Source organism: Asticcacaulis sp. (genome assembly GCF_047605585.1).
In the GTDB taxonomy this organism is placed as follows: Bacteria; Pseudomonadota; Alphaproteobacteria; order Caulobacterales; family Caulobacteraceae; genus Asticcacaulis.
This window is the reverse complement of record NZ_JASGFK010000006.1, coordinates 195,630-207,020: the sequence shown is the minus strand read 5'-3', so window position 1 is coordinate 207,020 and position 11,391 is coordinate 195,630. Positions and strand designations below refer to the sequence as shown.

17 protein-coding genes are annotated in these 11,391 nt (G+C 58.4%); 14 read left to right on the top strand and 3 right to left on the bottom strand.

The window, feature by feature from the left end; translation table 11 throughout:
• The first annotated feature begins 2 nt into the window (after positions 1-2).
• Genes QM647_RS15160 through QM647_RS15125 form a run of 8 tightly spaced genes read left to right on the top strand, consistent with a single transcriptional unit; the run spans position 3 to position 5,126 of the window.
• Positions 3-1,145, top strand: coding sequence for a DUF2213 domain-containing protein (locus QM647_RS15160; protein ID WP_414996382.1), 1,143 nt, complete (start codon positions 3-5; stop codon positions 1,143-1,145).
• Between the two features lie 17 nt (positions 1,146-1,162).
• The gene (locus tag QM647_RS15155; protein WP_414996381.1) at positions 1,163-1,618 is read left to right on the top strand and encodes a hypothetical protein; all 456 of its coding nucleotides are present in this window, start codon (positions 1,163-1,165) and stop codon (positions 1,616-1,618) included.
• A 12-nt stretch (positions 1,619-1,630) separates the two neighbouring features.
• Positions 1,631-2,581, top strand: coding sequence for a DUF2184 domain-containing protein (locus QM647_RS15150; protein ID WP_414996380.1), 951 nt, complete (start codon positions 1,631-1,633; stop codon positions 2,579-2,581).
• Positions 2,582-2,592: 11 nt separating this feature from the next.
• On the top strand, positions 2,593-2,796 hold the full coding sequence (locus QM647_RS15145) for a hypothetical protein (protein WP_414996379.1): 204 nt from the start codon (positions 2,593-2,595) through the stop codon (positions 2,794-2,796).
• 6 nt (positions 2,797-2,802) lie between these two features.
• A complete protein-coding gene (locus QM647_RS15140) occupies positions 2,803-3,291 on the top strand; it encodes a DnaT-like ssDNA-binding protein (protein ID WP_414996378.1) in 489 nt (162 codons plus the stop codon).
• Between the two features lie 3 nt (positions 3,292-3,294).
• The gene (locus tag QM647_RS15135; protein WP_414996377.1) at positions 3,295-3,654 is read left to right on the top strand and encodes a hypothetical protein; all 360 of its coding nucleotides are present in this window, start codon (positions 3,295-3,297) and stop codon (positions 3,652-3,654) included.
• A gap of 3 nt (positions 3,655-3,657) precedes the next feature.
• Complete coding sequence (locus QM647_RS15130) at positions 3,658-4,698, top strand: hypothetical protein (RefSeq protein WP_414996376.1); 1,041 nt, start codon at positions 3,658-3,660, stop codon at positions 4,696-4,698.
• Positions 4,698-5,126 carry a hypothetical protein gene (locus QM647_RS15125; RefSeq protein ID WP_414996375.1) on the top strand — a complete coding sequence of 143 codons (429 nt, stop codon included), beginning with the start codon at positions 4,698-4,700 and terminating at the stop codon, positions 5,124-5,126. Before QM647_RS15130 ends, QM647_RS15125 begins: the two co-directional genes overlap by 1 nt.
• On the opposite strand, the gene QM647_RS15120 is transcribed toward QM647_RS15125, so the two are convergent.
• Positions 5,107-5,298: a hypothetical protein gene (locus tag QM647_RS15120; protein WP_414996374.1), complete on the bottom strand. Its 192-nt coding sequence runs from the start codon at positions 5,296-5,298 to the stop codon at positions 5,107-5,109. The genes QM647_RS15125 and QM647_RS15120 overlap by 20 nt on opposite strands.
• A gap of 57 nt (positions 5,299-5,355) precedes the next feature.
• Between QM647_RS15120 and QM647_RS15115 the strand changes: the two genes are divergently transcribed.
• The 3 genes from QM647_RS15115 to QM647_RS15105 all read left to right on the top strand — a co-directional run bounded on the left by QM647_RS15115 (position 5,356) and on the right by QM647_RS15105 (position 7,123).
• Positions 5,356-5,793: a phage tail terminator-like protein gene (locus QM647_RS15115; protein WP_414996373.1), complete on the top strand. Its 438-nt coding sequence runs from the start codon at positions 5,356-5,358 to the stop codon at positions 5,791-5,793.
• Positions 5,794-5,869: 76 nt separating this feature from the next.
• The gene (locus tag QM647_RS15110) at positions 5,870-6,589 is read left to right on the top strand and encodes a hypothetical protein (protein ID WP_414996372.1); all 720 of its coding nucleotides are present in this window, start codon (positions 5,870-5,872) and stop codon (positions 6,587-6,589) included.
• Positions 6,590-6,685: 96 nt separating this feature from the next.
• A complete protein-coding gene (locus QM647_RS15105; RefSeq protein WP_414996371.1) occupies positions 6,686-7,123 on the top strand; it encodes a hypothetical protein in 438 nt (145 codons plus the stop codon).
• Between the two features lie 292 nt (positions 7,124-7,415).
• Here QM647_RS15105 and QM647_RS15100 read toward each other — a convergent pair whose 3' ends face one another.
• Both QM647_RS15100 and QM647_RS15095 read right to left on the bottom strand, forming a co-directional pair.
• Positions 7,416-7,715 carry a HigA family addiction module antitoxin gene (locus QM647_RS15100; RefSeq protein ID WP_414996370.1) on the bottom strand — a complete coding sequence of 100 codons (300 nt, stop codon included), beginning with the start codon at positions 7,713-7,715 and terminating at the stop codon, positions 7,416-7,418.
• Positions 7,715-7,996, bottom strand: a complete 282-nt coding sequence (locus QM647_RS15095; protein WP_414996369.1) for a type II toxin-antitoxin system RelE/ParE family toxin — start codon at positions 7,994-7,996, stop codon at positions 7,715-7,717. Before QM647_RS15095 ends, QM647_RS15100 begins: the two co-directional genes overlap by 1 nt.
• A gap of 100 nt (positions 7,997-8,096) precedes the next feature.
• Between QM647_RS15095 and QM647_RS15090 the strand changes: the two genes are divergently transcribed.
• The 3 genes from QM647_RS15090 (at position 8,097) to QM647_RS15080 (ending at position 11,390) form a co-directional block, all read left to right on the top strand.
• Entirely contained in the window at positions 8,097-10,124 is a 2,028-nt protein-coding gene (locus QM647_RS15090; protein ID WP_414996368.1) for a hypothetical protein, read from the top strand.
• Positions 10,121-10,714, top strand: a complete 594-nt coding sequence (locus QM647_RS15085; protein ID WP_414996367.1) for a hypothetical protein — start codon at positions 10,121-10,123, stop codon at positions 10,712-10,714. Before QM647_RS15090 ends, QM647_RS15085 begins: the two co-directional genes overlap by 4 nt.
• Before the next feature lie 61 nt (positions 10,715-10,775).
• Entirely contained in the window at positions 10,776-11,390 is a 615-nt protein-coding gene (locus tag QM647_RS15080) for a hypothetical protein (protein ID WP_414996366.1), read from the top strand.
• Position 11,391 lies beyond the last annotated feature (1 nt).

Genomic DNA, 11,391 nt, shown 5'->3' with positions numbered 1-11,391 from the left:
CAGTGCAATTCACAGACGCTGCAACTGTCGCCGGCACGCGACGGACTGATGACGGCTACCTGATTGCTGAGGCTCGTGCCGTTCGCACAGGCATCCAGCTTTATCTCGGCTCCGAAATGGATATGGCCGACAAGGATGTGGTGCGCGTCTATCGCCCGCCAGAAGAGGTCTTTGCCGACGCCAGCCTGCGCAGCGCCTCGCACATGCCCGTCACCATCGATCACCCGAGGGATCAGGTTTCAGCTGACAACTGGAAGAAACTGGCGGCCGGCGAGGTCAGTACGCTGGCCAAGAAGGATGGGGAGTGGGTTCAGTTCCCCCTGATCCTGAAGGACTCGGACGCCATCGGCGCTTTCGAGGCCGGTAAGCGTGAGCTTTCCGCTGGCTATACCTGCGTCATCGACTGGACACCTGGCACGACTGCTGACGGCCAGGATTACGATGCGGTTCAACGCAACATCAAGTTCAACCACCTCGCGCTCGTGGATCGGGCGCGCGCTGGTTCTCAAGCTCGCATTGGTGACAGTGCGATTTCGTGGGGCGCTGCCCCGATCACCGTAGCAGACGAAAGGAATCCGCAAATGCCGGACAATCTGCGCAACGTGATGGTTGACGGTCTTTCGGTTTCTACGACCGATCAGGGCGCTCAGGCCATCGAGAAGCTGACCAAGGATCGGGATGCCCTGCAAACCCGTATCGCCGACGCCGACAAGGCCCACAACACGGCCATCGCCACTAAGGACGAGGAAATTGGCACCCTCAAGGCCGACCTCAAGAAAGCCCAGGATGCCGCCCCGAAAGCCACTGATCTCGACAAGATGGTGGCTGACCGCGCCGCACTGGTCGAAACCGTCAAACTGATTGACGCCAAGATCGACGTCGCCGGCAAGTCCGACGCCGATCTTCGACGCGCCGCTGTCGTGTCCAAGCTCGGTGACGAACTCGCCAAAGATGCCTCCGACGCTGAAATCGGCGGCATGTTCAAGGCCATCGCCAAGGACGCCAAGCCGACTGACCCGTTCCGCGCCGTTGTCGGTGATGGCCTGAAGGTCAATGGCGACCTGCGTGCACAAGCCGACGAAGCCCGCCAAAAGCACATTCAATCGCTTCGTGACGGGTGGAAATCGCCCGTTGACGCGGCCTAAGCGAGGGAGATCAGCACATGGCTGTTGTTCAATCCACCTATTCGACCACGCGTCCTGTCGGGTACGCCGGCATGATCGCGAACGGCGAAACCAGTAACCGCATTAGCCGCACCATCGAGGATTCGGCTGGTGTGGCTTTTGGTAAGCCGGTGTTCCGCGGTGCTGGTGACCATGGCGTTACTGCCACACCGTCGGCTGCCCTCATGGGCTTCACCATCGCCAACTACGCCGCTCCGCCGGTCCAGGCCAGCGGTGTTCAGTCTGATACCTACCCGCAATACGCCACCGCCGGCATCCTGACCCAAGGCGAGATTTGGGTCAATGCTGGCGTAGCTGTTGCGGATGGCGATCAAGCCTACGTCACATCTGGCGGCGTCATCACCAACGTATCGACCTCGAACACCATCCTGACCGGTTGGTTCTTCCAGGACACCATCAGCGCTGCGGGCCTTACCCGCGTCGCGAAGCGCTAAGGAGGCGCGCACATGAAACCCATGCAGTTCGCCGATGCGCAGTCCGCTATCGGCTTCGTGACGCCCGCATTCTACAATATCGAGCGCACGATCTATCAACGCAAGTATCCGTCGTTCGACTACGCCTCGCTCATCCCCGTGATCACCGAGGGTAGCGAATGGGCGCGCGGTACCCTGTTCCGTTCGTCGGACGCCGCCGGTACGGCGGAATTCTTGTCGGGTAAGGGCTTCGACATGCCTTATGCCGATGTGACCCGCGATCAATTCCTCAAGGGCTTCGAACTGGCCGGTATCGGCTACGAGTGGTCCCTGGAAGAGATCAATGTCGCAGCCGCCGAGGGCCGCAATCTGACCGACGAGAAGGCCTCTGCATCACGCCGCATCGCCGAACAGATGCTGTGGACCGTGGCCATGTCCGGCACGACCGAAAAGAACTGGACCGGCCTGATCAACGACGCGAACGTCACCTCGACCGTAGCGCCAGCCGATGGTACGAGTTCGGCAACGGCCTGGGCTAGCAAAACCCCCGACCAAGTGCTGCGGGACTTCAACGCCCTGATCACCAACCAGTACCTGGGCACGTCGGAAACAGCGATTGCTGACACGGTCCTGTTGCCTTGGGCGGTCTTGAATAGCATGGCGACTACCCGCCTCGGTTCGAACGTGTCTGACACGATCCTCCGGTTCCTTCGCGAAAACAACGCGTATACAGCCGAAACAGGCCAGCAACTGACCATCCGCTCATTGCGGGCACTCAATACGGCTGGCGCATCTTCGTCGGGCCGTGCCGTCGCGTATCGCCGTGACCCGGAAGTCCTGCGCTTCCATCTGCCCATGCCACACAAGTTCCTGGCCCCGTGGCAGAAGTCGTCCATGTCATACGAGGTGGCCGGCATCATGCGTACCGGTGGTACGGAAATCCGCCTGCCGAAAGAGGTTCGCTACCTCGACGGCGTTTCCTAAGGAGCGCGCCCATGTTCGCAAAGAACGTAACCAACGGGCCCAAGGGCCTGAACACCAAGGCCGGCGTCATCGAATTAGCTGCAGGCGAAGTTTCGACTGATGTCGAACTGGAAGAAGCCGAGTTGAAATCGATGAAGGCCGCCGGCTGGTTCGATTTTAGCGCCAAGGCGCCGAAGTCAGACGCCTCTGACGAAGCCACCAAGGCTGTGGAGTAAAGCGTAATGGCTGGGTATGGCGACGACGTTGGTTTCAATGCATGGCTGTCCGACAACGGCTATGAGTTGACCTCCGATGCCCCGACCGTCGCTGTCCTCCGTCAACGGGGATCGACTTACATTGATGCTACCTACGCTGCCCGGTTCGTCGGTCGCCCCACCGGCGGCGTGGCTCAGGAACGCCAATGGCCGCGCACCGATGCATCTACGCTCTGGACCGATATTGGACCTGACGTCATCCCGGCTGCTGTGGTCGAGGCCAGCTATCAGGCAGCGTGGTACGAGGCGAATAACTCCGGCGGCCTCGTGGCTGGTGGATCGGCCGCATCTGGCGTCAAGCGCGAAAAGGTCGGCTCAATTGAGGTGGAATATCAGGCATCGTCGTCATCCGACAGCTTTGCGGCTAGCCTGACGCCGCTCATATCGACAGTCGATGGACTGCTGGCGCCGTACCTGCGCGGCGCTTATAGCTGTCCCGCAATCCTCGTTGTGTGATCCGTGGCCGACTTTTACGACCGCGCATCAACTACCGCTTCTCGGTTGCTTACGAAATTCAATCAGGCTGAATACATCCTGTCTCGTGCCGGCATCGTTATTCCGGCTCAGAACGAATGGGACGAGCCGACGCAGTTGCCGCCTCAGACGTGGACGCTTTACGGCACTTCAGATGCCGTGGAAGCCAAGTACGTCGACGGCGACGTTGTGACGGCATCGGCTCGACAATTGATGTTCGCAGCCTTCGATGACGTGATCAAGACCGGCGACGTGCTGACGGTCAACGGCAAGGTTCAGACTGTGCTGAAGATCATGCCGGTGACGGAGCGGAACGTCGCCTGGGTCGTGTTTGTGGTGGGGTGATCCATGCCGAAGCCGACACTTCAGCAGCAGCTCGATGCCCTGTTTGACAAGCTATGGCCAGAAATGGCCCAGGCCTTCCGTGAGGCCGTTGCCGAGATCCGGTCACGTATCACACTCAAAGTGCTGATCGATCGGCTGACTGCTGGCGACATTCAGGGCGCGCTTGAAGCGCTGCACATCGACCGGGCCGCGTTTTACCCGTTGGAGCAGGCTTTGACCCTGGCATACCAGTCCGGTGGGGCTATCGTGTCGCAGGCAATGCCGTTGCAGCGCGAGGCCACGGGCGCCCGCGTCGTGATCCGTTTCGACATGCGCAACCCGCGTGCCGAGGCCTGGCTGGCGGAGCGATCGTCACAACTGGTGACTGGCATCGTTGACGATCAGCGCGCCTCTATCCAGTCCGCACTTGTCGAGGGCATGGCAAAGGGGCAAAACCCGACGACAACGGCGCTTCAGGTCGTGGGGCGCATCAACCGCGCCACAGGCAAGCGGGAAGGTGGCATTGTCGGCCTGACCAGCCAGCAGGCACAGTACGTCGCTGCGGCCCGTCAGGAGTTGCTCAGCGGCGATCCGGCGCAGATGGCGAACTATCTGGCCCGGAGCGACAACACCCGCGATAAGCGTTTCGACAAGGCTGTCAGGGCGGCAATGAAGGCCGGAAAGCCTCTGCCCGCCGATACGGTCAATGCGGCAGTCACGTCCTATGAAAACAGGATGTTGAAGTACCGCGGCGATCTGATCGGAAAGACAGAGACATTTGGCGGGATCGCGGCATCGAAGCACGAGGCATATGCCCAGGCCATTCAGAGCGGGAAGGTTCTGGCCAATCGGGTCAAGAAGCGCTGGAAGCACTTCCCGAACGAGCATCCTAGGCTTTGGCATGAGGCCATGGCCAATGTTGAGGTTCCGTTCGACGGGCTGTTCAGCCTGCCAGACGGATCGCAAATGGCGTTCGCACATGATCCTACCGGCGGCATGAAGAACAACGCGGGCTGTCACTGCCAGACGGATTACTTCATCGACTATTTCGAGAGCCGGGCCTGATGGGCAGCTTCGTTGACGATATCGAAGCCTTCATCGCCAAGGCTGAAAAGCGGGCGATGGCTGTATTTCATGGCGCGGCACAAGACGTGGCGGAGCAGGTAATAAGGCCGGTCAACGAGGGCGGTCACATGAGAATTGACACTGGCTTCTTGAGGGGCTCGTTCATGGGGTCGCTCGAATCCATGCCGTCGATCAACCCGAACGCCAGGCCGCCATCTGATGCCGCAAAGAACAGCTTCCCGTCCAATGCGGACCAGATCAACCTAGTGATCGCAGGCGCCGGCTGGAACGATACGATTTACATGGGGTTCACTGCCTCGTATGCCCGGCCTCGCGAGTTCAAGGACGGGTTTGTAAGGCTCGCGGCTCAAAATTGGGATCACATCGTCTATGATAATGTACTCAAAGCTATGAAGGCGTATCCGTAGCCTCGTCCCTGATCATAACCATAGCCATTTGAAGGGCGTCTATGTCGCGCAGGGCCGTGGCGATGACGGATTGACCAAGTTTAGTACTGACGGTGCGGCGCTCCAGTTTCAGGCGGATTTCCTGAAGCAGTTCATACACCTGATCGTCTGTCAGAGGCGGATTGTCGGTCATGTCAGCCCATTACCACACGCTGTCCATGCCGGATAGCTGACACACCGGATATGATGCATGACCGAGCCGACCGTCGAGCAAAAGATATGGCAGGCGCTCAAGGCTCGCGTTTTGACGTTGCCGGTCTTCTACCCACAGGAAATGCCGCTCGATGACGACTTTACAAAGCCGGTCGATGGCAACGGCCCGACACCTTACATCGAGGTCCGTCACCTGCCGAACAATTCGACCCGCATCCTGATCACTTCCCCGGGCCCGCACGACCGGCGCGGCCTCATTCAGCTGACCCTGTGCATTCCCGTTTCGATGAAGCGTTCATATGAACAGGTCAAACAACAGGCGGGCGATATAGCCGCTTGGTTCCCGTGCGATTTCAAGATGTCGTTCCAGGGCGTCACGGTTCGCGTCGAAAAGGCGCCAGACGAGGCCCAGCCCTACCGCGAAGATGGCTATATCCGCGTGCCAGTCACGGTGAACTACCAAGCTTACGCATAACCCACTCCGGCCTGCCGGTTTAATCGCCCCGTCAGTTTCTGGCGGGGTTTTTCTTTGACCTAAAAGGAACTCAGCAATGGCACTTCAAAAAGTTGCCGGGGAAAAGCTCTATATCGGCGGCGTCCTCAGCGATAAAGCGGCGGATTTCGTCGCTTCTGACTTCTCGTCCCAAACCTGGACCCTGATTGACGGCTACTCGTCCCGGCCTCCGATTGGTGATGAGGCTGTCGAAATCGCGACTGACCTAATCAATCGCGGCCGCACAATCGTCCAGAAAGGCACGCGCCGTTCTCCCACAGGCGAGCATCGCTTCGCCGCTATCGCCAATGATGCGGGGCAAGTAGCCATGAAGGCGGCGGCCTCGTCTAACTCGAATTATGCCTTCCGCCTCGTGAAGGATGATGCGACCTCGAAGACCTCGACCGTAACCATCACCATCGCCTCTCCCGGCGTCGTGACCTGGGCCTCTCATGGGCTTCAGGATGGAAATACCATCTCGTTCACAACCACCGGTGCGTTGCCGACCGGGCTTACCGCGGGGACGACCTACTATGTGAAGTACGTCGATGCCAACACCTTCCAATTGGCGGCTACTTCAGGTGGCACGGCTATTGTGACGAGCGGCACGCAGTCGGGCACCCATACCGCTACCGCCATGCCGAGCGGGACGACGCTCTATTACATCGGACTGGTTATGTCGAAGTCAGATCAGGGCGGCGAGGCTAATACCGCATCGATGCTGTCCTTCAACGTCGCGCCTAACAGCAACATTGTTGAAGTGCCGGTCGCGGCCTAACCCACCGGCCCGCCAGCCGTTGAAACGTCGCGTCTCTCCGGGCGCGGCTAGGGGTGGTGTGTCGGCGCCACCCCGCCCTCCGACAAGGATAGTGAAATGGATATTTTTTCATTCGAAAAGGACGCCTCTGCAATTAAGGCAGGGCAGTGGGTGAGCGACATTCCAGGCATGGGCGATGCGCGTCTCAAGGTGCGGGGTATGAACAGCCCGGCCGCGCTGGCACTGCGCTCACGCAAGGAGCGAAAGGTAGGACGTGATGGGCGCGAGCGCGATGGCTCACTCAAACCTGCCGAGCGCCTACGCATTACATGCGAAGTGCTTCATGAGGCGGTTCTGATCGATTGGGATGGGTTGACGGAAGGCGGAAAGCCTCTTCCATACAGCATAGAGGCTGCGGGGAAGTACCTTCTTAACCCCAACTTTGAAGCCTTTGCGGATGCAGTGACCTATGCCGCCGGCGTTGTAGATCAGGGGCGGGGCGAGACGAGCGAGGATTTAGCAAAAAACTCGAAAGCGCCGTCCTCTGGAGACTAGAGCACGGCGAAGCCTACGATTGGTTCCTTCAGCATGACAGGGAGCCGCCCGATGACATTTTGCCCCCTGAAATGTTGCCCGGTACTGAAGATGTCTATCGGGCCTTCTGGCAGATAACATCAGACAGGCCTGTTGCGTTCGACCTGGGGTCAATTCCATTCACATCGATTGACCGTTGGGCGGCGCGATACGGAATCACCGATGCAGACGATTTCGACATCTTCGCCAAGTTGATCAGGCGCATGGACGTTGTCTACGTCGAAAAGCTTAAGCCTAAACAACAGTAGCTGAGTCAGGCCGCGGTCAAAGACTTGACTGCTAACTCGCCTTCACGCTCGCGCGCTTTGGCGAGATCGTGACGAGACTGCATCCGCATGAGTGTATCAGCCTTGACGCCGAAAGCGTGTTCAAAACGGATCGCCATATCGGCCGTAAGGGCGGTGTGACCGTTCAGGACATTGCTCAGGTTTTGCCTGGAAACACCGAAGTGTTGAGCTAGTTCTTTCACGCTGTAACCATAAGGCTCCACAACTTGGCGCTTAAGCCACTCGCCAGCATGAACATAAATGGATGGGTGAATCTTGATAGCCATCAGTGATAATCCTCTAAATCGAGATCGGTGATGGTGTCATCATCGGTAATTGTGAATGTCAGTCGCCAGTTCTTCGTCACGGTCATGGCATAGGTGCCCTTGCGGTCACCGGTTAGTGCGTGAAAGCTAAAGTTTGGAGGAACATCAAGTTCCGCAAGCCCTGACGCCGAAACAAGAAATGCAATCATGTCGATCACGCGATCGGCCTCAATAACGCCTTTCACCTTTCCCTTTTCGATAAGGTTGCGCAACGCCTTGTGCGTGATGCTTTCGATTTCCATGTGTCAACTGATACACGACACAGGTATCCGTGTCAATCGGTAATTGACACGAAATCTTCCACCCCGCCCTAACCGGCGGGTCTTGCTATGGAGATAGTTCATGGACATGGCTGCCCTTGGCATCTCCGTAACAAACAAGGGCGTAGATACAGCCAAAAAGGAATTGGATGGGCTGGCGTCGAGCGCAAAAAACGCTGAGCTGGCAAGCGAGAACCTTACCAAGGGTGCCACTCGCGCCGCCGCTGGCCTAAAGGCGGAAACCGACGCAGCCAGGTCCACGGCCGGGGCTATGCGCGACTTCGCCATGGGTAGCGATAAGGCGGCAACATCTCAAGGCGCCCTTGCCAAGCAGGTTCTGGCCGTTGGAAATGCTCATGCCATCGCCGCCCACAATGTCGGCAATATGACCCAGCAGTTGATCGACGTAGGCACAACGGCCGCCATGGGCATTAATCCGCTCATGATCTTGATCCAACAGGGCGGGCAGATCGCTACCGTCTATGCCGCTGCCGGGGTGTCGCTCGGGGCGTGGGCCACGCAGTACGGCCTCATGTTGGGCATTTTGCGCAAGGTGCCCATAGCAAATGCTGAAATCGTGGCGTCAAACGAGGCTGTAGCGCTCTCAGCGGCACAGGTAAATGCAGCCAACCTAGCCTTTGTGCCGACTTCACAAGCGGCAATTGCTGCGCGGGCTGAGATGGCGGCGGCCAACGTAGCGATGGGGGAGACCGCGACAGCTGCCGCTGCGGCTGAAACTGTTGCGCTCACTCCATTGCTTCCGATTATACTAGCTGTAGCAGCAGCGATTGGAGTGGCGGCGGGGGCATTTGAGTTATTCAAAGCCGATACTGACAAAGCGGCCAACAATGATGCTTTCATCGCGTCGCTTGGTTTATCAAAAAAAGAACTCAAGGAACTCAAGAACACGTCGATAACGACCGGTGATGTTCTCAAGGGTTTTTGGCGCACCATCGATTCAAACGGAATGGTCTCAAAGACGTTTACCTCTATCAAAGAGGTAGGCGTGGGGGCTTTTCGTGCTGTTCTGGAGGGCGTTGAGTGGTTCGTAGCTGGCGCTTACGCAGGCCTTCAAGCGGTTGCCCATGCCATAAAGGGTGTGGCTATGGTCGCAAGCGGCGACTTCTCCGGTTTCGATTATTTCAACCACTCGCTGGACAATCTGATCAGCGACACCAAAGCCGCGAAGGCGTCGATGGATCAGTTCTGGGCCTCGGTTCAGAAAAATACCATAGCAGTCAACCATGAGGAAACAGCGGCACGCGCCGCAGCTATTCGAGCCGATGGGACCGCCAAGGCAATCAGAGCTGAGCGAACCGCGAAGGAGGCTTCTGAAGGAAGCGCGACCACCGATCCAAAATGGACTGTTAATGAATACTGGAAGCAAGGCGGAAAAATCACATCGTGGGACAAGTTCACTCAATTAGGCACAGTTAGGCAGGTAAATGAGCTAGCGAGTTCACTTGCCAATCTTCCGAAACTGTTGACGCCGATTCAGGACGCGTTTGTCTCTTTCGGTCAGGCGGTTGGTCAGAGTCTTGGTCAAGCAATAGCCTACAGTCAGGATCTGGGTGATGCTGTTGGCGACATGTTCAAGAAGATGTGGGCTCAATATATAGCCAACAAGATTTCAGACATCTTCACCACTATTGGTAAGGCTTTCGGAAGTTCAGGAAGTAACAATTGGCTCGCTAGTGAGGTGTCCAGTTTTTTTTCGGGCGATTCCACATTGAAGGCTAACGCACTTGGCGGTGTTTATTCCAGCCCGTCACTGCATTCCTACGTCAACGGCGTCTACGACAGGCCACAGACCTTCGCCTTTGCCAAGGGCGGCGTCTTTGCCGAGGCGGGCCCTGAGGCCATCATGCCGCTGTCTCGCGGCTCAAATGGCAAGCTTGGTGTAACAATGAATGGTGGAAATTCCTTCAACCCTCGTGAAATGGCCATGGCCTTCGTTGACCATCTCAGTGCCGAACTGGATCGACGCGCTGCCTCATCGGCTCAGTACTCCAATGCCGCCAGCGCACAGGCCGGTGTAGCTGGGGCGCAAGGCGGAAGTGCTATGTCTATCGCTCGTCAGGCGAAGATCAGCCGGAACAAATTGGCATGAGCATAACGCTTCCCGAGCTGCCCGACATGTCGGCATTTACACCGACGCTCGTCACCTATTCCAATGACCTCAGCGGCCCGTTGGGAGGTCCCACACAGCGCTTGTTGCGCATGGGTGACCGCTGGAAGGTCGCGGTAACGCTGGCCCCTCTGCCGCGTTTGGAGGCGGACGCATGGGCCGCGCTTCTGATTGCCGCTTCTCGCGACACAGCCGTGCTGAACTGGCCCCAGCCGGAAGGGGGCGCTGGTTCGCCGGGCACGCCCGTGGTTTACGGCGCTGGCCAGTCTGGCATGACTCTGACCATTGGTGGCCTGACAGCGGGGTACATGTTCAGGGCCGGTCAGATGATCAGCTTTATCACCGATGGGCGGCGCTACAGCCACATGGTCATGACGGGGGTAACCGTGGCCAGCAATGGCCGTATCGGGCTGTCCATATTGCCCCTGCTGCGCGTCTCACCGGCTGACGGCGACACTGTGGAGGTTGAGCAACCCAGCATCGAAGGTCTGATCGATCCTGACGGCCTGACCATTCCTTACGGTTCCGGCGGCATAACCTCCCTCGGCTTCACCCTGACCGAACAGAAATAGATTTCGAAAATCACTGCTTTGCAACCCGCCCTAACCGGCGGGTTTTTTATTGGAGTAATGGATGACGCTTGACGCCACAATGAAGGCGGCGCTGCAGAGCGATGTCATCGGCCTGTTTGTCGCCGTCGAGATCGTTCACCCGGCGGGCACGATCCACCTGCTGGACGGCGCGGGCTTCATGGTCTTCGGCGGCAAGACCTTCTATGGCCATGTCAATGGCGTGGGGTCGCTCGGCACTATCGATGTCAGCGAGGATTCCACTGGCGGCGATGACGCGCCAACCCTGACGATCGCCATCCTGCCTTCTGACGCCACTGTGGCCGGGCTCTATGCCATCCCGTCGGCGCAGGGTGCCGCGGTATCGCTGTGGATCGGCTGTTTCAACCCCGCGACCGGGCTTGTGGTGGGTACTCCGGACCTGCGCTTTAGTGGCGAGGTGGACACGGTTCAATGGGTGCAGGCCGATAGCGAGGGCTCGGCAACGGCCCTGACGTTCGAGATCGTCTCAGCGTTTGAGCGCTTCTTCGAGGTCGATGACGGGGCGCGACTGGGTGACAGCTTCCACCAATCCGTTTGGCCCGGCGAACTGGGCTTTCAGTACTACTCCGACATTCTCGACACCATTCCCTGGGGCACGGCCGGCACCCGGCCTGCGCTCACTACATCTTCCAGCTAAA